This window comes from Rhizobium sp. BK312 (assembly GCF_014193605.1).
Taxonomy (GTDB): domain Bacteria; phylum Pseudomonadota; class Alphaproteobacteria; order Rhizobiales; family Rhizobiaceae; genus Rhizobium.
In genome coordinates this window covers 408114-430454 of record NZ_JACHZP010000006.1, presented here as the reverse complement: position 1 = coordinate 430454, position 22341 = coordinate 408114, and the positions used below count along the sequence as shown (strand labels likewise).

The 22341-nt window shown below is 60.3% G+C and carries 23 protein-coding genes; 12 read left to right on the top strand and 11 right to left on the bottom strand.

Annotation, left to right across the window (positions count from 1 at the left end; genetic code table 11):
* Positions 1 to 3: 3 nt before the first annotated feature.
* The 3 genes from gloB (at position 4) to FHT85_RS19555 (ending at position 2488) form a co-directional block, all read left to right on the top strand.
* The gene (gloB, locus tag FHT85_RS19565) at positions 4 to 774 is read left to right on the top strand and encodes a hydroxyacylglutathione hydrolase (RefSeq protein WP_112336504.1); all 771 of its coding nucleotides are present in this window, start codon (positions 4 to 6) and stop codon (positions 772 to 774) included.
* Positions 774 to 1199, top strand: coding sequence for a cupin domain-containing protein (locus FHT85_RS19560; protein WP_112412673.1), 426 nt, complete (start codon positions 774 to 776; stop codon positions 1197 to 1199). Before gloB ends, FHT85_RS19560 begins: the two co-directional genes overlap by 1 nt.
* A 131-nt stretch (positions 1200 to 1330) precedes the next feature.
* Positions 1331 to 2488 carry an esterase gene (locus tag FHT85_RS19555; RefSeq protein ID WP_112412672.1) on the top strand — a complete coding sequence of 386 codons (1158 nt, stop codon included), beginning with the start codon at positions 1331 to 1333 and terminating at the stop codon, positions 2486 to 2488.
* 22 nt (positions 2489 to 2510) lie between these two features.
* On the opposite strand, the gene FHT85_RS19550 is transcribed toward FHT85_RS19555, so the two are convergent.
* Positions 2511 to 3410, bottom strand: coding sequence for a DMT family transporter (locus FHT85_RS19550; RefSeq protein WP_112412702.1), 900 nt, complete (start codon positions 3408 to 3410; stop codon positions 2511 to 2513).
* 139 nt (positions 3411 to 3549) lie between these two features.
* Positions 3550 to 4326 carry a DUF3108 domain-containing protein gene (locus FHT85_RS19545; protein WP_112412671.1) on the bottom strand — a complete coding sequence of 259 codons (777 nt, stop codon included), beginning with the start codon at positions 4324 to 4326 and terminating at the stop codon, positions 3550 to 3552.
* 237 nt (positions 4327 to 4563) lie between these two features.
* Here FHT85_RS19545 and rpmB point away from each other — a divergent pair, with 237 nt between their 5' ends.
* Together rpmB and FHT85_RS19535 are read left to right on the top strand one after the other, a co-directional pair.
* The gene (gene rpmB, locus FHT85_RS19540; RefSeq protein ID WP_004107717.1) at positions 4564 to 4863 is read left to right on the top strand and encodes a 50S ribosomal protein L28; all 300 of its coding nucleotides are present in this window, start codon (positions 4564 to 4566) and stop codon (positions 4861 to 4863) included.
* A gap of 117 nt (positions 4864 to 4980) precedes the next feature.
* The gene (locus FHT85_RS19535) at positions 4981 to 5616 is read left to right on the top strand and encodes a queuosine precursor transporter (protein ID WP_112412670.1); all 636 of its coding nucleotides are present in this window, start codon (positions 4981 to 4983) and stop codon (positions 5614 to 5616) included.
* Between the two features lie 97 nt (positions 5617 to 5713).
* Here the strand turns inward: FHT85_RS19535 and FHT85_RS19530 are convergent, their stop codons facing one another.
* The 4 genes from FHT85_RS19530 to FHT85_RS19515 form a co-directional block, all read right to left on the bottom strand.
* Entirely contained in the window at positions 5714 to 6718 is a 1005-nt protein-coding gene (locus tag FHT85_RS19530) for an esterase-like activity of phytase family protein (RefSeq protein WP_246780027.1), read from the bottom strand.
* Positions 6719 to 6822: 104 nt separating this feature from the next.
* Positions 6823 to 8724: a cobaltochelatase subunit CobT gene (gene cobT / locus FHT85_RS19525; RefSeq protein ID WP_112412669.1), complete on the bottom strand. Its 1902-nt coding sequence runs from the start codon at positions 8722 to 8724 to the stop codon at positions 6823 to 6825.
* 119 nt (positions 8725 to 8843) lie between these two features.
* Positions 8844 to 9833, bottom strand: coding sequence for a cobaltochelatase subunit CobS (cobS, locus tag FHT85_RS19520; protein ID WP_015341341.1), 990 nt, complete (start codon positions 9831 to 9833; stop codon positions 8844 to 8846).
* A gap of 308 nt (positions 9834 to 10141) precedes the next feature.
* Positions 10142 to 10762: a J domain-containing protein gene (locus tag FHT85_RS19515; RefSeq protein WP_015341342.1), complete on the bottom strand. Its 621-nt coding sequence runs from the start codon at positions 10760 to 10762 to the stop codon at positions 10142 to 10144.
* A gap of 107 nt (positions 10763 to 10869) precedes the next feature.
* Between FHT85_RS19515 and FHT85_RS19510 the strand changes: the two genes are divergently transcribed.
* Positions 10870 to 11157 carry a BolA family protein gene (locus FHT85_RS19510; RefSeq protein ID WP_112400537.1) on the top strand — a complete coding sequence of 96 codons (288 nt, stop codon included), beginning with the start codon at positions 10870 to 10872 and terminating at the stop codon, positions 11155 to 11157.
* A gap of 18 nt (positions 11158 to 11175) precedes the next feature.
* On the opposite strand, the gene FHT85_RS19505 is transcribed toward FHT85_RS19510, so the two are convergent.
* Genes FHT85_RS19505 through FHT85_RS19495 form a run of 3 tightly spaced genes read right to left on the bottom strand, consistent with a single transcriptional unit; the run spans position 11176 to position 14206 of the window.
* Entirely contained in the window at positions 11176 to 12486 is a 1311-nt protein-coding gene (locus FHT85_RS19505; protein WP_015341344.1) for an HlyC/CorC family transporter, read from the bottom strand.
* On the bottom strand, positions 12486 to 13616 hold the full coding sequence (gene aroB / locus FHT85_RS19500; protein WP_112412668.1) for a 3-dehydroquinate synthase: 1131 nt from the start codon (positions 13614 to 13616) through the stop codon (positions 12486 to 12488). Before aroB ends, FHT85_RS19505 begins: the two co-directional genes overlap by 1 nt.
* Entirely contained in the window at positions 13613 to 14206 is a 594-nt protein-coding gene (locus tag FHT85_RS19495) for a shikimate kinase (protein WP_112336424.1), read from the bottom strand. Before FHT85_RS19495 ends, aroB begins: the two co-directional genes overlap by 4 nt.
* 161 nt (positions 14207 to 14367) lie before the next feature.
* Here FHT85_RS19495 and FHT85_RS19490 point away from each other — a divergent pair, with 161 nt between their 5' ends.
* The 5 genes from FHT85_RS19490 (at position 14368) to FHT85_RS19470 (ending at position 18308) form a co-directional block, all read left to right on the top strand.
* The gene (locus FHT85_RS19490) at positions 14368 to 14535 is read left to right on the top strand and encodes a hypothetical protein (RefSeq protein ID WP_015341347.1); all 168 of its coding nucleotides are present in this window, start codon (positions 14368 to 14370) and stop codon (positions 14533 to 14535) included.
* The gene (gene xerD, locus FHT85_RS19485) at positions 14532 to 15521 is read left to right on the top strand and encodes a site-specific tyrosine recombinase XerD (RefSeq protein ID WP_112412667.1); all 990 of its coding nucleotides are present in this window, start codon (positions 14532 to 14534) and stop codon (positions 15519 to 15521) included. The genes FHT85_RS19490 and xerD overlap by 4 nt, the downstream gene beginning before the upstream one ends.
* A gap of 63 nt (positions 15522 to 15584) precedes the next feature.
* Positions 15585 to 16538 carry an acetyl-CoA carboxylase carboxyltransferase subunit alpha gene (locus tag FHT85_RS19480; RefSeq protein WP_112336422.1) on the top strand — a complete coding sequence of 318 codons (954 nt, stop codon included), beginning with the start codon at positions 15585 to 15587 and terminating at the stop codon, positions 16536 to 16538.
* Positions 16539 to 16768: 230 nt separating this feature from the next.
* A complete protein-coding gene (locus FHT85_RS19475; RefSeq protein WP_112336502.1) occupies positions 16769 to 18082 on the top strand; it encodes a murein L,D-transpeptidase family protein in 1314 nt (437 codons plus the stop codon).
* Positions 18075 to 18308, top strand: coding sequence for a sulfurtransferase TusA family protein (locus tag FHT85_RS19470; protein ID WP_112412666.1), 234 nt, complete (start codon positions 18075 to 18077; stop codon positions 18306 to 18308). The genes FHT85_RS19475 and FHT85_RS19470 overlap by 8 nt, the downstream gene beginning before the upstream one ends.
* Positions 18309 to 18588: 280 nt before the next feature.
* Here FHT85_RS19470 and FHT85_RS19465 read toward each other — a convergent pair whose 3' ends face one another.
* Together FHT85_RS19465 and FHT85_RS19460 are read right to left on the bottom strand one after the other, a co-directional pair.
* Complete coding sequence (locus FHT85_RS19465) at positions 18589 to 19767, bottom strand: CobW family GTP-binding protein (protein WP_112412665.1); 1179 nt, start codon at positions 19765 to 19767, stop codon at positions 18589 to 18591.
* A gap of 15 nt (positions 19768 to 19782) precedes the next feature.
* On the bottom strand, positions 19783 to 20949 hold the full coding sequence (locus FHT85_RS19460; RefSeq protein ID WP_112412664.1) for a D-alanyl-D-alanine carboxypeptidase family protein: 1167 nt from the start codon (positions 20947 to 20949) through the stop codon (positions 19783 to 19785).
* Positions 20950 to 21144: 195 nt separating this feature from the next.
* Here FHT85_RS19460 and FHT85_RS19455 point away from each other — a divergent pair, with 195 nt between their 5' ends.
* Entirely contained in the window at positions 21145 to 22305 is a 1161-nt protein-coding gene (locus FHT85_RS19455; protein ID WP_112412663.1) for a M20 aminoacylase family protein, read from the top strand.
* Positions 22306 to 22341 lie beyond the last annotated feature (36 nt).

The window sequence follows — 22341 nt, the reverse complement described above, 5'->3', positions numbered from 1 at the left end:
ATCATGAAACCATTGGAATTAGAGATTTTTATCTGCCGTTCCGACAATTACGGCGTCTTGGTCCATGATCCCGAAACCGGATTGACGGCATCGATCGACGCTCCGGAGGCGGATGCCATCCTGAAGGCGGCCGATCGTCGCGGCTGGACGATCAGCCATATCCTGACCACGCATCATCACACCGATCATGTCGAGGGCAATCTGGCGCTGAAGGAACAGTTCGGCTTGGAGATCATCGGCCCGATCAACGAGGCCGTCGCCATTCCGGGCCTCGATCGCGCCGTCGGCGATGGCGATACGTTCGAATTTGCCGGCCATACGGTCAATGTTATCGAAACGCCCGGCCACACCGCCGGACACGTCTGCTATCACTTTGCCGACGACAAGCTGCTCTTTGCCGCCGATACCCTGTTTGCGCTCGGTTGCGGCCGCCTGTTCGAGCGCACACCAGCCGACATGTGGGCCTCGCTGCAGAAGCTTGCCGTGCTGCCGGACGAAACAGCCGTCTATTTCGGCCATGAATACACGCTCTCCAACGCCCGTTTCGCCCTGACCATCGACCCCGGCAATGAGCGGCTGAAGGCGCGTGCTGCCGATATCGAGGCATTGAGAGCGGAAGGTAAGTTCACCATCCCGACGACGCTGGCGCTCGAGAAGGAAACCAATCCGTTCCTGCGCGCCGCCGATCCGGCTATCCGCCGCAACCTGCTGATGGAAAGCCGCAGTAACGACGAGGTCTTTGCCGAGATCCGCAAGCGCAAGGATAATTTCTGATGCAGGCAAAGGAGATCATCGAAACGCTCTCCATGCAGCGGCATCCGGAAGGCGGCTGGTACGTGCAGACCTTTCGCGACGAAAACGGCGGCGCCCGCGCCCATTCCACGGCGATCTACTATCTGCTCGAAACCGGCGAACGCTCGCACTGGCACCGGGTGCACGATGCCGCCGAAGTCTGGCACTACTATGCCGGTGCCCCGCTTGCCCTACATCGTTCCGCCGACGGCAAGACCAGCGAAACCCTCATGCTGGGCCTCGACCTGGCAAAGGGCGAGCGCCCGCAGGCGATCATTCCGGCCAACTGGTGGCAATCAGCCGAAAGCCTCGGGCAATTCACGCTTGTCGGATGTACGGTGGCACCCGGCTTCGAATTTTCGAGCTTCGAGATGGCACCGCCGGACTGGAAGCCAGCCTTAGGCTGAACCTCTTTTCACCTTTCATCGACATCAAGCAGGGTGCGGCCAGCGCGGAGCGATGGTCTTGAAAAAGCTGTGCGCTGTGTCAGCTTTACACGGGGAGAGTGAAAATTGATTCATCTGGAGGAGGTTTTTTCGTGCGTTTGTTGTTTCCTTTGCTCGTCATGGCAGGCTCTGTCATGAGCGCCCCTGTCTTTGCTCTTGATGCACCTGCCTCGCCGCCGGCCAGCCAGCCCCTGAAAAACTTCGTGACCTCGGTCGAGAAGGATGGCTCGATCACCTTCCGCCTTTATGCTCCGGCTGCAAAAGCAGTTTCCGTCACGTTGGGCTCGCGCGATCCCATCACCATGCAGCGCGACGACGACGGCACCTGGAGTGCGAAGACGGAGGTGCTCAAGCCGAATCTCTACGAATATTACTTCAACATCGACGGTTTCCGCAGCATCGATCCCGGCACCAATGCGCCCAAGCCGCAGCGACAGGTCAATACCAGCCTGATCCTGGTGCCCGGCAGCATTCTCGATATCCGCAATGTGCCCCACGGCGATCTGCGGCTGGTGACCTTGCATTCCAAGGCGCTCGATTCGGAACGGCAAATGTATGTCTACACACCGCCCGGCTACACCGATTCCTCCAAGCCGCTGCCCGTGCTCTACCTCTATCACGGCTTCGGCGATACTGTGGGATCTTGGGTCCTCCAGGGCCGCGCGCCGCAGATCCTCGACAACCTCCTTGCTGACAAGAAGATCGAGCCGATGATCGTCGTCATCCCGGATACGGAAACCGACGTGCCGAACGCGATCGCCGAAAACTTCCCCGCCGCCGATCGCCGCGCGAATTTCTATCCGGCGAACGCCGAGGCGGCAGATCGCGAACTGATCGAAGACCTTATCCCGTACATGAAGAAGCATTATCGGGTGCAAAACGAGACGAGCGGCCGAGCCGTGGCCGGCTTGTCTCAGGGCGGCTATCAGGCCCTCGTGTCAGGCCTTTCACATCTCGACACCTTCGGCTGGGTCGCAACCTTCAGCGGCGTCAGCACGACGACCGTTCCGAACAAGACCGTCGATGCCGTGCTGAACGAGCCGGAGAAGATCAACAAGGCCTTGCACAACTTCACGGTGACCGTTGGCAGCAAGGACCAGGTCGTCGGCAAGGACGTCGCGGGCTTGAAGGCGACGCTCGACGACAAGAAGATCAAGCACGAATACCACGAGTATCCGGATCTCCAGCATGAAATGGATGTCTGGCGGCCGTCGCTCGTGGCCTTCCTGGAAGAAGTTTTCAAGAAATAAGCAGCAGTGAACCGCGGCGGAGCTACTCCGCCGCTTCCGCCTGCGTTCGCCCCGTATCGTCCCGGCGCAGGATCATGCGATGGGCGGCCAGCACCGCACCTCCCGTCACGAGCAGGCAGGCAAGCGCAATGCCCCAGCTCGGCTCGGCAAAACCGAACAGCGTCAGGATCAGCGTCGAGAGCAGCGGTGCGGCATAGCTTGCCGCGCCGAGGATCTGGATATCGCCGTTCTTGACGCCGAAGTCCCAGGCATAGAAGGCAGCCCCGACAGGGAAAAGGCCAAGACCGAGCACGGCGATCCACTGGGCCGGGTTCTCCGGCCAGATGGTTCCCTCCAGCCCCAGATGACAAAAGAAGGAGAGGATCGAGGTCGCAAGGCAAAATATCGTGACCACATCGGTGGAAACAGCCTCGAAACGACGCGTTATCAAGGAATAACCGGACCAGGTGAAGGCGCAAAGAAATGCCGCGCCATAGCCGACGGCATAGGCGCCTTCGAAATGAAAGCCATTGCGGCCGACAATCAAGATCGTACCCGCAAGCCCCATCAGGGCGCCGAGAATATGATACCAACGCAGCCGCTCTCCCGGCAGCAGCGCGGAGCCGACGACGATCAGCAGCGGCCAGAGGTAGGCGATCAGGCCCGCTTCCACCGCAGGCGCATGGCGCAATGCCGTAAAATAGAGGAAATGGTAGCCGAACAGGCCGGCAATGCCTGTGATCCAGACCTTGGCGGGCTGGCGCAGCAGCTGCAGCCGCTCGGGCCTCAGCAGAAGAACGACAATGCCCGGAATGCTGCCGATCGCAAAACAGACGGCAAGCAGCTGGAAGGGCGGCATCTTGCCGGAGGCGACGGTCAAAAGCGCCAGAAACGACCACATCAAAATGGCTGAAAAGCCTGTCAGCGTAGCGCGAAATTTCATCTCTGTCCCCAGCCCCTTGCCGCGGACGTCCCCAGCCCGCTCAAGCAATTCGACGAAAATGCATAGCAATTTTCCACTGAAAATTGCGTAGAAATAACTATGGGAATCGTCAAGATTTTCCGTGAAGCAATAGCCCGGTCTAGCTGCCGTACTTCACGGCCGTGATCGTCACCGTCCCGTATTGCGTCGGTATCCGGACGTAGACTGGAGCATAGACATTCATGGTATCTGCCTTGGCGAACCAGATTTCCATATTGTCGCTCTTGGCGAGGTAGAGATAATCCTTGCGTGTGCTCTTATAGCCGCTCTTCGGCGTGAAGCGCACGCCGCAGGCAATGGTCTTACCCTTGAAGCCATCAGTCGAGAAGGGGTGCGATCCCTTCGGCGACAGCTTCAGGTCCATCCGCATCTCGCCATCGAAGACAGCCAGCGTCTGGTTGCAGAGGTTGAGGCTGGGCGTGATCGGGAAGATCATGCCCGATATGGGGTCGAGCACGGACTTCAGGTCGCTTTCCGTGATCGGAACCCAGGTGTCCGGCCGTTTCGGCTCGGGCGTGATAGTGTTCGACGTCACGTTGCCGTTGGTATAGGCGACATCATAGGTGCGCTCTTTCTTCCCGCTCTTGTAGAAGAGCATGTAATGGGTCGCCTGAAGCTTGCTGTCGTTGACGACGCCGGTCACATCGGTTTTCGCATCGATCGAGGTGACGAGATCCGCAAGGCCTGCCGAGGTGATATCGCCTCGGATAGTAAACTGCTTTCCGGTAACTTCGGTCTTGAAATCCGCCCTGGCGATCGGCAGGCCGGCCAGCGAAACGCGATAGCGCGTTTCATGCCGCAGCACATCGGCCAATGCCATGGAGGGCATCGACGCAACGATCGCTGAAATGAGAAGCCACTTCCGAATTTGAACCATGATCAAGGCCTTCAACGAGGATCAGGCAAGTTATATAGTTGCTTTGCTCGCCTGCTGCGAGCGTCAGACAACAGCAGCTTTTTGACGGAATTGCGGGAAAACACAAGGTTTGGCTTGACGCGGCCAGCCTCTCTGACTATAGAACCGCAACTTTCCAATTATGGCCTGTTGGATTGCGCGTCGGGTTTTGCCCAGCATGTCTATTCGATGGCCGAGAAAAACAAAAGTAGGTGTACCATGTCCCGCATGTGCGAATTGACCGGCAAGGCCGTCCTCGTGGGCAACAACGTTAGCCACGCCAACAACAAGACCAAGCGTCGGTTCCTGCCGAACCTTTGCCAGGTCACGCTGATCTCCGACGTTCTCGGCCAACGCTACCGTCTGCGCGTTTCCGCTGCAGCGCTGCGTTCGGTCGAGCATCGCGGTGGTCTGGACGCTTTCCTTATCAAGGCAAGCGAAAACGAACTCAGCATGCGCGCTCGCCTGCTGCGTCGCCAGATCGTCAAGAAGTCCGCTGAAGCTGCCGTTGCTGCCTAAGCAGCACTAGCACTTCGCGATTTCATACCGGCTAGGAGGCTTGCACGGATCATGTCCGGACAAGCCTTTTTCCATGTCCGGTTTCTTTCAACTGGTGGCATCTCCCAGGATAAAAAAATGCTGACGATACGTCATACCCTTATCTACGTTCTGCTAATGACGCTGGTCGTCGTCGCTTCCAACATCCTCGTGCAGTATCCGCTGCAGGTGACGCTCGCCGGCATCAATCTCGCGGATATCCTCACCTGGGGAGCCTTCACCTATCCGGTCGCCTTCCTCATCACCGATCTGACCAACCGCCAGTTCGGCCCGAGGGCCGCGCGCAAGGTCGTCTTTGCGGGCTTCGTCGTCGGTGTCGCCCTGTCGTTTTACACGGCACAGCCGCGCATCGCGATCGCCTCCGGATCAGCCTATCTCGCCGGCCAGCTGCTCGACATCTCGGTCTTCAACCGCCTGCGCCGCCTGGCCTGGTGGCGCGCGCCGCTGTTCGGCTCACTTATCGGCTCGATGCTCGATACGCTGATCTTCTTCTCCTTCGCCTTCGCGCCCTTCTTCGTCTTCTTCGGGCCGAACGATCCCTTCGCGATCGAATGGGCGCCGATCCTTGGCGCGTTCTCCACCTCGGCACCGCGCTGGATTTCCTGGGCGATCGGCGATTTCTCGGTCAAGGTCACCGTCGGCCTCGTCATGCTGCTGCCCTACGGCGCGCTGATGAACATGTTGAAGCCGATGCCGCAGGCTCCGACGGCTTGACGGCCAAAGGATCCGCCGCGCGACTCAATGTGACGCGCGGCACCATTTCCTGACAAAGAAGGATGGCAGCGGCCGAGAATCAGACCGCTCGCCACTCTCAATTCTGGCTGACGATATTGTCGTCATGCAGCTTGAACTCCAGCATCAGGCTGCGCTGCAGAATGGAATGATTGTCATCCGAGACCATGACGAGATGCAGGGAGCCGTCGGCTGCGCGGAAGACATCCAGGCCCTCCATATTGTCGATCTGATCTCCGGGCCCTGCCTCGAAGATCGCCTCGCCATCTACGACCGCACCTGGCTTGATATTCGCGCCGGCGATGCGGCGGATACGCACGCCGAGACCATGGATCAGCCCGAAGCGCCGCTCCAGCAGCAATAGATCTCCATCGGGCAGAAAGACGCCGTCGCTGACATTGAAGCCGCCATGGCGCCGGACGGTGAAGCGGCCACTCAACGGCCCGTCCAGAATTGCAGCGAGCAGATTGCCTTGATCGTCGAGGCTGTCTTCGGCAACGATCACCGCACTGCCGGCAAGCGGGCTCGACTGAGGCGCAATCATCAGCGCCTCGAGGCTGCGATTTGAACGCAGCTCCGATCTCGGGATGGGAATGGGCATTGTGCCATCGGGCGGCGAAATTTCGAAACCCGGATCGGGATAGGCATCGACACGGTGGTATTGTTCATAGCTGACGAGGACGTGATTGCCGCGCAGCGCCAAGCCTTCGGCATCCATATCTCCTTTGCCGGCATCTGTGCCGCCATGGCGGTCGATCATCGGCGTGATGCGCGCATCGCTGACACCCTTCAGCCGGCCCTCCTGGTCGCGCTCAATCGCGCCGGTCAGCCAATGGCCGGTATCCAGCACTGAAATGAAATGGCGTTGATCGGGACGGAAGCGAATAGCGGAGATGGCGCCGAGAAGCACATTGTCCGAGCTGAGTTCAAGGCCACCGACAAATTCCAGCGCGCCGAACCGTGTTTCATTCGAACCGGGGTTAAAGGTGGAAATCACGGTCGCGCGGATATCTGCCGGACCACCTTTCTCGCCATTATCGCCGGAGCTGCAGCCGGCAAGCAGCGTTGCGAGAACTGCTGCCAACAGGACCGTCTTCGGCCGGCGCAGATCAAGGCCAGAGGAAGTGGATCCTTCCAGCAGAAAAGGCACCGGCCGCAAGGCCGATGCTAAGAGAAGCCTGAGCGGGCTCAGCTGGCGCGGCGCATGCGCGAGCGCGGCATGCTCGTCTGATCTTCGAACAGCGAGGCAAGCTGCTCCGTCATGGCACCAGCAAGCTCGTCGGCATCGACGATGGTGACGGCGCGGCGATAGTAGCGCGTGACGTCATGGCCGATACCGATGGCCAGCAGTTCCACCGGCGAACGCGTCTCGATCTGGTCGATGACGGCGCGCAGGTGCCGCTCCAGATAATTGCCGGGATTGACCGACAGCGTGGAATCATCGACCGGCGCACCGTCCGAGATCATCATCAGGATACGGCGCTGTTCGCGGCGACCGAGCAGGCGGTTATGCGCCCAGATCAGAGCCTCGCCGTCGATGTTTTCCTTGAGCAGGCCTTCGCGCATCATCAGGCCAAGATTGCTGCGAGACCGTCTATAGGGCTCGTCGGCAGACTTGTAGATGATGTGGCGCAGGTCGTTCAGACGACCGGGCGTCTGCGGCTTGCCGCTGGCGAGCCACTTCTCGCGCGCCTGGCCGCCCTTCCACGCCTTGGTGGTGAAGCCGAGGATCTCGACCTTCACGCCGCAGCGCTCGAGCGTGCGGGCCAGGATGTCGGCGCAGGAGGCAGCAACCGTGATCGGTCGTCCGCGCATCGAGCCGGAATTGTCGATCAGCAGCGTCACGACCGTATCGCGGAACTGCGTATCGCGCTCCATCTTGAAGGACAGCGCCTGCGTCGGGTCGATGATCAGCCGTGGCAGACGGGCCGGATCAAGATAGCCCTCTTCCAGATCGAAATCCCAGGAGCGGTTCTGCTGCGCCATGAGGCGACGCTGCAGACGGTTGGCGAGCCGCCCCACAGCGCCCTGCAGATGCGCAAGCTGCTTGTCGAGGAAGGCACGCAAACGCTCAAGCTCGGCCACATCACACAGCTCCTGTGCGGTCGTGGTCTCGTCAAACTCCTCCGTATAGACGTGATAGTCGACCTTTTCGTTGAAATCGGCGAAGGGCGTATTCGGACGGCGGGTTTCGCCCGGCGTTTCCGAATCTTCCTCGCCTTCTTCGCTCATGTCATCGTCGGAAATCTCGCCGCCGTCTTCGGTCGCGCCGTCTTCCATCTGTTCGTCGGAGGCTTCGCTATCCTCGGCAGGAGCGGCGTCAGAGCCTTCATCTTCCTTGACGTCGTCGTTATCGTGGTCTTCGCCGTTCGGCTTGTCTTCTTCGCTCGGCTGCTCTTCGCTGTCGGGCTCGGATTGCTCGTCGCCATATTCCTCAGCCATTTCCATGGCCGTCAGAATGTTGCGGACGACACGGGCAAAGCTCTGCTGGTCGTTGATCGACGACAACAGGTTCTCAAGCTGACCGCCGGTCTTTTCCTCGATAAAGGGGCGCCATAGGTCGAGCACCTTGCCGGCGCTTTCCGGCGGCTTCTGACCGGTCAGCTTCTCGCGCACGATCATCGCCATGGCCTCACCGATAGGCGCATCCTCGCGCCGTTCGATGCCGGAAAAATTCGCCTTGGCGTATTTTTCCGTATTCATGGAATTGAGGTTGGCGGCAACGCCGCTCATGCGCAGCGAGCCGATCGATTCGACACGGGCCTGCTCGACGGCATCGAAGATGCTGCGTGCATCGGCACCCTGGGGCGACATCACGGCGTGGACACGGGCATCATGACAGGCAAGCCGCAGGGCCATCGAATCACCGAGGCCGCGTGTCACCGCCAGCTCATGCGCCGTCGGCCGTTTTGAAAGTTCAGGCAGGCGAATGCGCTCGCCGGTCATTCCCGGGCGTTCGTTGGCAAAGGCCACCTCGACCTCGGCATCGCCGGCGATCGAGCGGACACAGCCGGTGATCGCCCGGCGCAACGGCTCCATGTCCACCGGTGCACCCGGCTTCGCTTTGGAATTATCTCCGCGACCTGACATGATGTATCGGCTTTTCCCTAAAGCAATTCCAGGAAAAATGCATAGCAGTTTTCTATCCGGAATTGCGTCAAAACAAAAAGATAGAACGTTTTCGCGATTCGAAGAAAAGCGGAAATGTTCTAGGCTTCGAGCACGATGTTGGCGGCACTTTCCTTCAGCTCGACACCGAAGGCGCGCTGATAGTGCTCGGCGACCAGCGGCCGCTCCAGCTCGTCACACTTGTTGAGGAAGGTGACGCGGAAGGCAAAGGCGACGTCGCCGAAGATTTCCGCATTTTCGGCCCAGGTGATGACGGTACGCGGGCTCATGACGGTCGACAGATCGCCGTTCATGAAAGCCGCACGCGTCAGGTCGGCAACGCGAACCATCTTGGAGACGGTGTCGCGGCCCTTGTCGTTGCGGAAGGATTTTACCTTTGCCAGCACGATATCGACTTCGTTGTTGTGCGGCAGGTAGTTCAGCGTCGTCACGATCGACCAGCGGTCCATCTGTGCCTGGTTGATCTGCTGCGTGCCGTGATAGAGGCCAGTCGTGTCGCCGAGACCGATGGTGTTGGCCGTTGCGAACAGGCGGAAGGCCGGGTGAGGACGGATGACGCGGCTCTGGTCGAGCAGCGTCAGGCGTCCCGACGATTCCAGCACGCGCTGAATGACGAACATCACGTCGGGCCGGCCGGCATCATATTCGTCGAAGACGAGCGCGACATTGTGCTGATAGGCCCAGGGCAGGATGCCGTCCTTGAATTCGGTGACCTGCAGACCATCCTTGACGACGATGGCATCCTTGCCGACGAGGTCGATACGGCTGACATGGCTGTCGAGGTTGATACGCACGCACGGCCAGTTGAGGCGCGCAGCGACCTGCTCGATGTGAGAAGACTTGCCGGTACCGTGATAGCCCGAAATCATCACGCGGCGGTTATGAGCAAAGCCCGCGAGAATGGCGAGCGTGGTCTCGCGGTCGAAGAGGTAGTCCGTATCCAGATCGGGTACGTAGGCGCCGCCCTGGCTGTAGGCCGGAACGCGGATGTCGGAATCAATGCCGAAGACTTCACGGACCGAAACGGTGGTATCGGGGATCTCGGAAATATCAAGGTCAATCTTGCTCATCATGTCTCCAGGGCGGGTGGCTCTCACCCTGCCATATCAAACTCAGCCGATTTTTCCGAAACGCCGCAGCTTGTTGCCCGCATCCGTTCGGTCGGAACAGCGGCGATACTTCTCCGGGACTAAAGCAAAATCTCGGCGCGATATATGATCGCTTGCGAGCATCCTTGAACAGAGTCCCCGGACAAGAAACGCCGCGTCCGGAAAGTTGACCGAGGTGCAGCCAGCCAAATGCGCACCCTACCGCGGTTGCCCGCAGCTTCAGCCGATTTGGACCATACCTGATTGAAGGCGGAGAGCAAGGACGGGAATTAACAAAAACCGTTCTGTTTCAATAATTGATAGGCCTGAATGACCGCACGAAAACGCTCTTCCGAGCCGCGATCGCCGCCATTGGCATCGGGATGGTGCATTTTCACCAATTCCTTATAGCGGCGCTTGATTTCCGGGGCCGCGGCATTGGCGTCGAGGCCCATCGTGTCGAAGGCCTTCGCCTCCAGCGTTTTCAGCTTACGCTGCTGCGGGAAACGCGGTCCCCGACCTTGGCCCTCGCCTTCCCTAACGAAGCCGAATGGGTCGCGAACGCGGGAATAGGAGCCGGAGCGGATATCCGATTGAAGCGGACTGTTCTTGGCAGCCTTGTTGACACCGACCGTCCAGGTCGGACGGTGGCCGGTGATGGCTTCCTTCTGATAACGCGCAATCTCGCCATCCGAGAGGCCGGAGAAATAATTGTAGCCCTTGTTGTATTCCTTGACGTGCTCGAAGCAGAACAAAAAGAACTGCCCTTCCGCATTGCGCCCCACCGGGGCGCGATGCGTGCCGTGTTTGTCGCAGCCGTCCCACTGGCACGTCGGCGGACCCTGTTCGGGTTCCTGCGCGCGCTTGCGGCGGGTGCGAATGCGATCGAAATATTTTGAATCAAGTCTCATGGCGTCCTAATTATGGGGCCTTGGATACCCCACAACAAGAATTGACAAACAGGAATGTTATAGGCTTTGTGGGAGCCTTTTTTCGCAAGCGAGGTCGACGCGGGAATATGGAAACGACACTGCAATCCCGCATTGAGCGGAAGCTCACCGACGCCTTCGCGCCTGAGCGCCTTGCCGTCATCAATGAAAGCCACCTTCATGCGGGCCATCAGCCTGACATGACCGGAACCGGCGAAACCCATATAAGAATTCGAATCGTTTCCGCCAAGTTCTCGGGCATGCCGCGCCTTGCGCGCCACAGGGCGATCAACGAGTTATTGAAACCGGAACTGGACGCTGGCCTGCACGCGCTGGCCGTGGAGCCCGCGGCTCCCGGCGAGGCGATCCGTTGGTAGGTTGGCTGCAAGCCGGAACTACTCCGGCTTTGCCTCTTCCGTTTCGGCAGGGCGGATGCGCAGCTTGGTGATGCGGTTCTTTTCCCGCTTCATGACGATGAAGCGTTTGCCATAAAAGGTGAAGGCCTGGCGCTCTTCCGGGATGGTCATCGATTCGTGGATGACGAGACCCGCAATCGTCGTCGCCTCCTCGTCGGGCAAGTGCCAGTCGAGCGCGCGGTTTAGGTCGCGAATCGGTACGACGCCATCAACGACGATCGAGCCGTCGGCCTCCTGCCGCACGCCCTGGATATCGAGGTCGTGCTCATCGGCGATATCGCCGACGATCTCCTCCAGAATGTCTTCCAGGGTGACGATGCCCTGCACCTCACCATATTCGTCGACGACGACGGCGAAATGCTGCTTGCGACGCAGGAAGGCGTTCAGCTGGTCTTCGAGATTGGTGCTGTCGGGCACGAACCAGGGCTTCTGCGCGATCTTGACGATATCGAGATTTTCCGGCTCGACATTGCGTTCCGCCAAGGCTCGCAGCAGATCCTTGGCATGCACGACGCCGATGATGTTGTCGATTGTGCCGCGCCAGAGCGGCATGCGCGTATAGGGACTGTCGAGGATCGCGCGCACCACCACCTCCGGCGGGTCATCGGCATTGATGGCTCGCATCGCCGTACGGTGCACCATGATGTCGGACAGTTCCAGCTCGCCGAGATCGAGCACGCCGCCGAGGCGATCGCGGTCCGCTTTGACGACCGAACCCTCGCGGTGGAGCAGATCGACAGCACCGCGCAGCTCCTCGTGCGCCGACAGCATCGACACCTCCTTGGAGAGGTTGATGCCGAACAGCCCAAGGATCCAGCGCACGATGGCGTTGACGAAACTCGATACGGGGCCGACGATCGCGACAAACAGCCGCACCGGCGCTGCCACATTGAGCGCAAAGCGATCCGGAGTCGAAATCGCCCAGCTCTTCGGCAGGACTTCAGCGAAGATGACGAGAATGACGGTCATGGCTGCCGTTGCCAGCGCCACCCCCGAATTGCCGAACAGACCGAGGAAAACGCTAGTCGCCAGCGAAGACGCCAAGATATTCGCGAGATTGTTGCCGATGAGTAAGGTGCCGATCAGCCGATCTCGACGCTCGATGAGGTGGCGCACGATACCGGCGCTTTCATCGCCGTTGGCCTCCAGCGTGTGAATGCGGGTGCGCGAGACGGCGGTAAGTGCCGTCTCCGAACCGGAAAAAAACGCCGACACCAACACCAGCACGATGATCGAGATGATCTCGGGCCAATATTCGAGCAATACAGCCAGCGTGCCCTCGACGGTCATCAGCGATGTTTTTCCTTCAGGAAACTTAGGACTTCGGAAGACGGCACATCGTCGGCAACGAAGGACTGGCCGATACCATGCGTAAGAATGAAGGTAAGCTTGCCGCTCTTGACCTTCTTGTCCTGCGCGATCGCATCCATCAGCACTTCGGCCGGCGGCAGCTCGCCCGGAATATCGCCCATCCGCGTCGGCAGGCCTACGGCCTTCAGATGCGTCTCGACACGCTTGGCATCATCCGGGCTTGCCAGATTGAGGCGCGCAGAAAATTCATGCGCCAGCACCATACCGATCGCAACACCCTCGCCATGCACCAGCCGGCGGCTGTCATAGGCGGTTGCCGCTTCGAGCGCATGGCCAAAGGTGTGGCCGAGATTGAGCAAGGCACGCGGCCCGCTTTCACGTTCGTCCGCAACGACGACATCGGACTTTGCCTGGCAGCTTGCAGCAATAGCCTCAATGCGGGCCGCCCCGCCGGCAAAGACTTCTCTCCAATTGGCCTCGAGCCAGGCAAAGAAATCCGGCTTGTCGATCAGGCCGTATTTGGCGACTTCGGCGTAGCCGGCACGGAATTCGCGCTCGCTCAGCGTATTCAGCACATCGGTATCGGCCAGCACGAGGTCGGGCTGGTGGAAGACGCCGACGAGGTTCTTGCCGTGATGAGTGTTGATGCCGGTCTTGCCGCCGACGGACGAATCCACCTGCGACAGCAGCGATGTCGGCACTTGAACGAAACGGACGCCGCGGCGCACGATGCCGGCGGCAAAGCCCGAGAGATCGCCGATAACGCCACCGCCAAGCGCGATCACCGCATCATTGCGCTCCACACGCGCAGTCAGCACCGCATCGCAAACGGTGATCAGGTGCTCGAAACTCTTGGTCTTCTCGCCGGCCGGCAAGACGAGACTGGAAGCCTGGATGCCCGCAGCTTCTAGGCTGGCGACCAATGCACCGAGATAGAGCGGCGCGACGTTTTCATCGGTGATGATGGCGGCCTTGCGGCCTTTCAGCCGCGCGACGATCTCTTGGCCCGCACGCGCGATCAGGCCGGGACCGATCAGGATGTCATAGGCACGCTCGCCGAGAGGCACGCGCACAAGGCGCTCTGCGGAAGCCGGTGTCATCGCATTCATGGCATTTTGCTTTCTGTTTTCTTTCCCTCGGCGATGGCGGCAAGGACTTCCCTGACCATGATATCCTTGTTTACGTCACGGGAGAGAACCGTGATATCGGCTTCCGCATAGATCGGATAGCGCGCATTCATCAGGTTCTCGAGGGTCTGTTTCGGATTTTCGGTCTTGAGCAGAGGGCGCGTATCGCGCTTGTTTACCCGCTCCCACAGCACGTCGAGATCGGCCTTCAGCCAGACCGAAAGGCTGCCGCGCTTGACATGCAGCCGCGTGCTTTCGTTGATGAACGCACCGCCGCCCGTTGAGACGACACGCGGGCCGCCCTTGAGGAGCCGCTTGATGACGCGCGTCTCCAGCGCCCGGAACTCTTGTTCGCCATAGGCAGCAAAAAGTTCGGCGATCGTCATGCGTGACACGCGCTCGATTTCGGCATCCGTATCGACGAAGGGTAGGCCGAGCTGCTGCGCAACGGGCCGGCCGATCGAGGATTTTCCTGCTCCCATCAATCCCACGAAGACAAGATTGCGCTGACCCAGCGCTGCGCGCGCCTTGTCTCTCAAGCTCTCGGCAAGGGTCAGGACTTGTTCACTCATTGGCCCATTCACAATTTCTTTGGAAACGGTATCGTCAAATGCGCCGGTAGCGTCAAGACGCCGCTGCCGTAAACATGTCTGCAATATCCTTCGGCTAACTCTTGAAGGAATATAATTATAGCGCATCGCCGCGCCACTGAATGGCGAAGGAGAGTCTTCGAATGCCCACCCTGTTTCGCTTCCTTGTCATCTGCGCGGTCATCGCCGGATCGATATATGGAGCGATGTGGGCTCTCGTGCTCTTCGTCGATCCCCAGCCGCGCGATGTGACGATCCGCATTGCCCCCGAGCGCCTCAATCCACCGACGACAGGCGCGTTGAAACCATGAGCGCGCCAGCTGAGAATATACGAGCGGGCAAGAGAGATCTGGGGCGAGTGCATCTGGAAGCCTTTCTAGAGATGATGAGCGCCGAGCGGGGTGCTGCCGTCAACACGCTGCAATCCTACGAGCGCGATCTCGACGATCTCCATTCCTTTCTTTCCGGGCAGGGCGTCCGCTTGACGGAGGCAAGCCCCGGTGATCTGGTCGCCTATCTTTCCAGCCTGTCGAGCCAGGGCTTCAAGCCATCCTCCCAGGCACGTCGCCTCTCCGCCATGCGGCAGTTCTACAAGTTCCTCTATGCCGAAGGTCTGCGCACGGACGATCCCACCGGAATTCTCGATGCGCCGAAGAAAGGCCGCGCCCTTCCGAAGACGATGGGCGTCGATGAGGTGACGAAGCTTCTGACCCGGGCGGAGCGGGAAGCGACGGTCGAAGGGCCCGATCAGCTGCAGCGCCTGCGCATGCTGGTGCTTCTGGAAATGCTTTACGCCACCGGCATGCGCGTCAGCGAGCTCGTCTCCCTGCCGGCGAAAGTCTTGGATCAGGAAGGACGCTTCCTGATGATCCGCGGCAAAGGCAACAAGGAGCGGCTGGTGCCGCTATCGCAGACCGCCATTTCGGCCCTGAAGGCCTATGGGCGCCTACAGGCCGCCATTTCAGCCAACGCCAAGCAGCCGCTGCCGGAAAGCCCCTGGCTTTTCCCCGCCGCGTCCAAGCAGGGGTATCTGCCGCGGCAGGTCTTTGCGCGTGATCTCAAGGATCTTGCCATCCGGGCCGGCCTGACGCCTTCGATGATTTCGCCGCATGTGATGCGCCATGCCTTCGCGAGCCATCTTCTCGCCAACGGCGCAGACCTGCGCGTGGTGCAGGAACTTCTCGGTCATTCGGACATTTCGACGACACAAATCTACACACATGTGCTGGAAGAACGCCTTCATCAGCTGGTCCAAACGCATCACCCCCTTGCCAAACAGGCAAAAAAACAGGATTAGGACCGGCATACAGGCTCAAGCCGCCATCTCTCGTCACGGGCAAAAGGATCGGAAACGCACCTCATGCACAATTATCTGGACTTCGAAAAACCCATCTCGGATCTCGAAGGCAAGATTCACGAGCTCAAGAAACTGGCGAGCGAAGACGAAAGCATCGATACGTCCGAGGAAGTCGGGCGGCTTGAAAGCCGCGTCCGCGAGGCGATGGTCGACATCTATTCCAAGCTTAACGCCTGGCAGAAGACGCAGGTCGCCCGCCACCCGCAGCGCCCGCATTTCGTCGACTATGCCAGTACGCTGTTTACGGAATTCACGCCGCTTGCCGGCGATCGTCAATTTTCCGAGGATGCCGCCATCCAGGCCGGCTTTGCCCGCTTCCGCGGTCAGCCGGTCGCCCTCATCGGCCAGGAAAAAGGCAACGACACCAAGAGCCGTCTGAAGCACAATTTCGGCAGCGCCCGGCCGGAAGGCTACCGCAAGGCGATCCGCATCCTCGAAATGGCCGACCGCTTCCAGTTGCCCGTCATCACCCTGGTCGACACGGCCGGCGCCTATCCGGGCGTCGGGGCGGAAGAACGCGGCCAGGCCGAAGCGATTGCCCGCTCGACCGAGATGTGTCTCGGCGTGAAGGTACCGATCGTCTCCATCGTGATCGGTGAAGGCGGTTCGGGCGGTGCCATCGCGATTGCCGTGGGCAACCGCGTCTATATGCTCGAACATTCGATCTACAGCGTGATTTCGCCCGAAGGTGCGGCCTCGATCTTATGGCGCGATTCAACGCGCGCGAAGGAAGCCGCCACCAATATGAAGATAACTGCCGATGATCTGAAAAGTCTCGGCGTGATCGACGGCATCATCTCCGAGCCTGTCGGCGGCGCACATCGCGATCCGAACGCGGTGATAAGCGCGGCCGGCGAAACGATTGCGAACGCGCTTGCAGAGCTTTCCAGCCGTTCGGGTGAACAATTGCGCAACGACCGACGCCAGAAATTCCTCAACATCGGCCGCAATCTCTAAGCTGTTTTCAGAAAAAGTGATCGCGAAAAACGGAAATGAGGCCAAACCTTGGCCACATTTCCGTTATCGAAGCTATTATGGCAAAGAAAAGCTTGCCGACGCGCTGCGGGCACGTCATAGGCTGGTAAGGAATTTTCAAGTATAAGCCGTCTATGATTCCGTTTCATGCTTCGAGGGGAGTGGCGAAACAGATCGAGCTGCCACTCTTCGCATTTATGGACCAAGTCAGAATGCGCATTCGTCACCTTGCCTATGTTTCCCTGATGGCACTGGCGCTCGCCGGCTGCAACGACGCGCTGGACACCGCGTCGATCGACCTGTCGAAGGTGAAGAACAAGGTCGAACAACCGCTTCCGAGCCATATCCTCGCCGACATGGCCAAGAAGGGCATGGACCGCAACTCGCCGATCATGATCCGCATCTTCAAGGAAGAAGGCGTGATGGAGATCCTGAAGGCGAACCAGAGCAACCGCTTCGAAGTCATCGCCGATTACAAGATCTGCGCCTGGTCCGGCCGTCTCGGCCCGAAGGTGAAGGAAGGCGACCGGCAAGCACCGGAAGGCTTCTATATGCTGACGCCGGCCAACCTGAACCCGAATTCGAAATACTACCTCGCGATCAACACCGGCTTTCCGAACCGCTACGATGCCGCCAATGGCCGCACCGGCAACAATTTGATGATCCATGGCGCCTGCTCGTCGTCCGGCTGCTATTCGATGACCGACCAGCAGGTGCTGGAAATCTATGCCTTCGCGCGCGACGCCTTCAAGGGCGGCCAGAAGGCCGTTCAGCTCGAAGCCTTCCCCTTCCGCATGACGGCGGAAAACATGTGGAAGCACCGCCTCAGCCCCAATATCGAATTCTGGAAGATGCTGAAGGTCGGCTACGACAATTTCGAAGTCACCAAGCGCCCGCCCGAGGTCGAGGTCTGCGAGAAGAAATACGTCTTCAACCAGCAGGCCAGCGGCCCCTTCAACGCCGGCGGCAAATGCCCTGTCATGACCACGCCGCCTGCTCTGCAGACGGCGCTTGCGACCTATGACAAGCAGTACCAGGCTGACTATGCCATGGCCTCAAAGAAGTTCGACGGCATGGCCTGGTACGACCCGACCGAGGCTGAGCGCAAGGCCGTCGTCGCCAAGCAGCGCAAGGGCCATGATCTCGCCTATGCTCCCACAGGGACCGCCCTTGCCGCCGGCAAGATGATGAAGGTTGCCGACCTCGAATCGATGATGTCCAACCAGTCGGCGCAACAGATCGCGCGCGGCGGCACCGTTGCCAGCCCAACGGGCAATCCGACGACGGCAAGTATCCGCGTGGCGGCAGCAAGCCCTGCGGCAGGCGCCCCGTTAGCGACTGCGCAGCAGCCCGCAGCCGGCCCGGTCGTTGCGGCCAACGTTCCCGCGAACGTGCCAATCCCGGCGGCAAACCCGATGAACCCCGGCCTCAATGCGCTCGCCTACGCGCCGAACCCGGCCGTCGAGACCGCGCAGACCGAGGCCAAGAAGCCGCCTTTCTGGAAGTTCTGGGCGAAGAGTGAATAGTCCGGATACCGAGATCTACGATCTGCGCGGCCTGAAATGCCCCTATCCGGCGATCAAGACGGAAAAGCGCCTGCGCGCCATGGCAAGCGGCACGACCTTGACCGTGGAAACCACGGACCCGCTCGCCGTCATCGACATCCCGCATCTCTGCAACGAGAAAGGCCACACGCTTCTCACAAGCGAGAAGACGGAAAGCGGCCATCGCTTCGTGATCCGCAAGGCGTGACCATTTGCGAGCGGTCGCCATCCTCGTGGTTCGAGGGTCGCTAAGCTCCCGCCTCACCATGAAGGCAATTGCATATGAGGCAGGCACGCTGCCGCACACCCCTTCTCCCCTGCGGGGAGAAGGTGCCGTCAGGCGGATGAGGGGGGTATCCGCCACGAGCACGAAAGTCCATGAATTCAAATCGGAAAGCCCCCTCATCCGGCCCTTCGGGCCACCTTCTCCCCAGCGGGGAGAAGGAGCTTCCAGAGCGAAGCGGGTTGCCAGATATCAAAGGCTGAAACTAAAACTTCATCCCCGGTACCGCGAGCGGATTATCCTCCAGCGCCGCCCTGTCGGGTGTATCGACGCGCGGCTTGCTGAGGAAGGCGTCGAACAGGCCCTTCACGAAATCCTCGGGCAGATCTTTGGTAATGATGACCATGCGCGTGCGCCGGTCTTCTGGATCGGGCCAGGCCGGCAGCCGCACCGGCGCATGGAAGATATTCTGCACCCCATGCAGCACGACGGGACGCTCCGGCCGGTCGGACACGGCAACGATCGCCTTCATGCGCAAGAGCTTCTCGCCATGCGCCGAACGAAGGAGATCGATGAACATTTCGAGCGCCATCGGATCGATGGGCTGCGTCTCAACGATCGAGAAGGAGCGGATCGACCCGTCATGGCGGGTGACATCATGAGCGTGCTGATGCCGATGACCGTGGTGGTGCCCATGATGGTGATGATGACCATGATCGCCATGATGGTGGTCATGATCATGGTCGTGGTGATGATTGTCGTCCGCCTCAAGTTCATCCTGCAGCCAGCGGCCGACATCGGCGATCTTGGACGCGGGATCGTAGAGGCCGTTAACCAGAATGGCGACGCGTCCCGCCTCGGCGCTGTCGGCATTCAGGATCTGCGCGCGCGGATTGAGCGCCCTCAGCCGGCTCTCCAGCTGCGCTTCCGGCGCGGCGCCGGCAATCCCGGTCTTGGACACGATCAGGCGGTCGGCAACCGCCACCTGCTTGCGCGCTTCTTCGTGATTGTCGAGCGTCTGCAGCCCGTTGACGGCATCGACGACGGTGATGACGCCATCGAGATCGAAATTGTTGGCGATGATCGGATTGCCCATGATCGACTGCATGACCGGAGCGGGATCGGCAAGGCCGGTTGTTTCGATGACGACGCGCTTCAGCGGCCGGATGCGGCCGGTCTGCATCGCGTCCATCAGGTTCGCCAGCGTATCCACCAGCTCGCCGCGCACCGTGCAGCAAAGGCAGCCATCGGAAAGCTCGATGATGGAATCGCCGGAGCTTTCCACCAACAGATGATCGATGCCGACATCGCCGAACTCATTGATGATGACGGCCGCGTCGCGCATGTCCTCGTCCTTGAGGATGCGGTTGAGCAGGGTCGATTTACCCGCACCGAGAAAACCGGTCAGGATGGCAACCGGCACTCTTTGCTGCGAAACGCTCATGATTCCTGTCCGATATTAGAAAGTGGGCCGCGGCATCGGGACCGGCACATTGGACGCGCCGCCGGAGATGGCGATCTTATTGTCCCTGGTCGCCTTGTCGCCTCTAGCCGTAACATCATCCTTGTCGCCCTTGGCGGCCGTCGCGATATCCTGGCCGCCGATCAGGCCGGCATAGACGAAATTGGGCTCATGATCCATTTCGTGGATATAGGGCGACTGTACCTTGGTGCGGCCGAAGGGATCGCGAGTTTCGCTGCGCGCCTGTGCGCCCTTGGTGCTGCAGATGTCGGCCGTGACATCGGCGACATCGGCCGTGACCGGCGTATCTGGCCTAAGGGTCGCCAGCGTATCGCGGGTGGACAGCTGGTTCTGGAAGCCCTTTTCCAGGAGATTGGCGGAATCGTCGGCGCGCGCCGCCAGGCTGTCGGTGCCGAGAACGACCGAGATCAGCGTGCGGCCGTTGCGGGTTGCCGAGGCGATCTGGTTGAAGCCGGCCGCGCAGATGAAACCAGTCTTCATGCCATCGGCGCCGTCGAAGCGGCCGATGAGCATATTGATGTTCGGCACCTGCTTGACGCCGTTGGTGAAGCCCTCGAGCGAGAAATAGCCGGCATATTGCGGAAACTCGCGGCGCAGCGCCACGCTGAGGATCGCAAGATCACGCGCCGTCGTATATTGCCCCTTGCCGGGAAGACCGTTCGGATTGATGAAATGCGAGTCGCGCATGCCGAGGCGCGCGGCTTCCGCATTCATCCGCGCCACGAAGCCCTGCTGCGAACCACCGACCGTTTCGGCAACCGCCATGGCGAGATCGTTTGCCGATTTGACCAGCATCATCTTCAAGGCATTGTCGAGCGTCATCTTCTGCCCGGGCTTGAAGTACATCTTCGCCGGCGGCTGGGCGGCTGACAGCTTCGACATGACGACAGGCGTATCAAGTTTGATCTGACCGGACTGGATGGCTCGGAAGGTCACATAGGTCGTCATCAGCTTGGTGAGCGAGGCGGGATACCAGCGGCGAAACGCCTCCTGCTGGTCGAGAACGCGCGCCGTGCTGACATCGACGAGAATATGCGGATTGGCTCCGGCCGTTTGCGCGGTCGACAGGAAAAGCATGGATGCTGCTGCGGCCACAGGAACGAGCCGCAGGGCGGCATACAAACGATTCTGCTTCGTCGGCACGATCTATCCTTCAGAAGTCCGGAATTTTCTCGAAAGCTTCGTCTATTTAACCTATATGGCTAGGAGAAGGCAAAGGCGATTGACGACTTTATTTCCCGATGGCACGCCGCAAGGGCCGCGATAAGCCCGCCAAGGCTGTGCCAAGGACCCGCAGGTTGAACCAGAATCGATATTGAGCAGCAGGAAAATCAGCATATGCCGATCTTGAACAGAGCCGCAGAACTCCAGGGCGAAGTAACCGAGTGGCGCCGCCATATCCATGCGCATCCCGAACTCCTCTATGCCGTTGAGAATACGGCCGCCTTCGTAGCCGAGAAGCTGCGTGCCTTCGGCGTTGACGAGGTGGTGACCGGCATCGGCCGCACCGGCGTCGTCGGCCTGATCCGCGGCAAGGGTGAAGGGCGCACGATCGGTCTGCGCGCCGATATGGATGCCCTGCCGCTCACCGAAATCACCGGCAAGCCCTATGCCTCCCAAACGCCTGGCAAGATGCATGCCTGCGGCCATGATGGCCACACCGCCATGCTGCTGGGTGCTGCGAAATACCTCGCCGAGAACCGCAATTTCAACGGCAACATCTCCGTCATCTTCCAGCCGGCCGAAGAAGGCGGTGCTGGCGGCGACGCCATGGTCAAGGACGGCATGATGGAGCGTTTCCAGATCGCCGAAGTCTACGGCATGCACAACATGCCGGGCCTGCCGGTCGGCCACTTCGCCATCCGCAAGGGTGCGATTATGGCGGCGACGGATGAATTCACCGTCTCCATTAAGGGCCTCGGCGGCCACGCCGCCATGCCGCACAAGACGATCGACCCGATCGCCATCGGCGCGCAGATCGTCTCCAACCTGCAGCTTATCGCTTCGCGCAGCGCCAATCCGCTGAAATCGGTCGTCGTCTCCGTCACCACGTTCAACGCCGGCAATGCCCACAACGTCATCCCGAACGACGCGAGCTTCGCCGGCACGGTGCGCACGCTCGACCCCGAGATGCGCGATCTCGCCGAACAGCGCTTCAAGCAGATCGTGACAGGTATCGCGACGAGCCACGGCGCTGAAGTCGAGATCGAATTCCACCGCAACTACCCCGTCACCTTCAACCACGCCGACGAGACCGATCACGCGATTGCGGTGGCCGAGGAAATCGCGGGCGCAGGCAATGTCATCCCGAATATCGACCCGATGATGGGCGGCGAGGATTTCTCCTACATGCTGCTTTCCCGCCCCGGCGCCTTCATCTTCGTCGGCAACGGCGACAGCGCCGGCCTGCACAACCCGGCCTACGATTTCAACGACGAAGCCATCGCCCACGGCATTTCCTACTGGGTGCGCCTCGCCGAACAGCGCCTCAACGCCTGAGGCTTCTCACCGATGCTCCCGCGCCGCCTTCAAAGC

Excerpts from the sequence above, each read along its gene's own strand:
- gloB (WP_112336504.1), top strand. The coding sequence starts at position 4 with ATGAAACCATTGGAATTAGAGATTTTTATCTGCCGTTCCGACAATTAC.
- FHT85_RS19560 (WP_112412673.1), top strand. The coding sequence starts at position 774 with ATGCAGGCAAAGGAGATCATCGAAACGCTCTCCATGCAGCGGCATCCG.
- FHT85_RS19550 (WP_112412702.1), bottom strand. The coding sequence starts at position 3,410 with ATGAAATTTCGCGCTACGCTGACAGGCTTTTCAGCCATTTTGATGTGG.
- FHT85_RS19545 (WP_112412671.1), bottom strand. The coding sequence starts at position 4,326 with ATGGTTCAAATTCGGAAGTGGCTTCTCATTTCAGCGATCGTTGCGTCG.
- rpmB (WP_004107717.1), top strand. The coding sequence starts at position 4,564 with ATGTCCCGCATGTGCGAATTGACCGGCAAGGCCGTCCTCGTGGGCAAC.
- FHT85_RS19535 (WP_112412670.1), top strand. The coding sequence starts at position 4,981 with ATGCTGACGATACGTCATACCCTTATCTACGTTCTGCTAATGACGCTG.
- cobT (WP_112412669.1), bottom strand. The coding sequence starts at position 8,724 with ATGTCAGGTCGCGGAGATAATTCCAAAGCGAAGCCGGGTGCACCGGTG.
- cobS (WP_015341341.1), bottom strand. The coding sequence starts at position 9,833 with ATGAGCAAGATTGACCTTGATATTTCCGAGATCCCCGATACCACCGTT.
- FHT85_RS19515 (WP_015341342.1), bottom strand. The coding sequence starts at position 10,762 with ATGAGACTTGATTCAAAATATTTCGATCGCATTCGCACCCGCCGCAAG.
- FHT85_RS19510 (WP_112400537.1), top strand. The coding sequence starts at position 10,870 with ATGGAAACGACACTGCAATCCCGCATTGAGCGGAAGCTCACCGACGCC.
- FHT85_RS19505 (WP_015341344.1), bottom strand. The coding sequence starts at position 12,486 with ATGACCGTCGAGGGCACGCTGGCTGTATTGCTCGAATATTGGCCCGAG.
- aroB (WP_112412668.1), bottom strand. The coding sequence starts at position 13,616 with ATGAATGCGATGACACCGGCTTCCGCAGAGCGCCTTGTGCGCGTGCCT.
- FHT85_RS19495 (WP_112336424.1), bottom strand. The coding sequence starts at position 14,206 with ATGAGTGAACAAGTCCTGACCCTTGCCGAGAGCTTGAGAGACAAGGCG.
- FHT85_RS19490 (WP_015341347.1), top strand. The coding sequence starts at position 14,368 with ATGCCCACCCTGTTTCGCTTCCTTGTCATCTGCGCGGTCATCGCCGGA.
- xerD (WP_112412667.1), top strand. The coding sequence starts at position 14,532 with ATGAGCGCGCCAGCTGAGAATATACGAGCGGGCAAGAGAGATCTGGGG.
- FHT85_RS19480 (WP_112336422.1), top strand. The coding sequence starts at position 15,585 with ATGCACAATTATCTGGACTTCGAAAAACCCATCTCGGATCTCGAAGGC.
- FHT85_RS19475 (WP_112336502.1), top strand. The coding sequence starts at position 16,769 with ATGCGCATTCGTCACCTTGCCTATGTTTCCCTGATGGCACTGGCGCTC.
- FHT85_RS19465 (WP_112412665.1), bottom strand. The coding sequence starts at position 19,767 with ATGAGCGTTTCGCAGCAAAGAGTGCCGGTTGCCATCCTGACCGGTTTT.
- FHT85_RS19455 (WP_112412663.1), top strand. The coding sequence starts at position 21,145 with ATGCCGATCTTGAACAGAGCCGCAGAACTCCAGGGCGAAGTAACCGAG.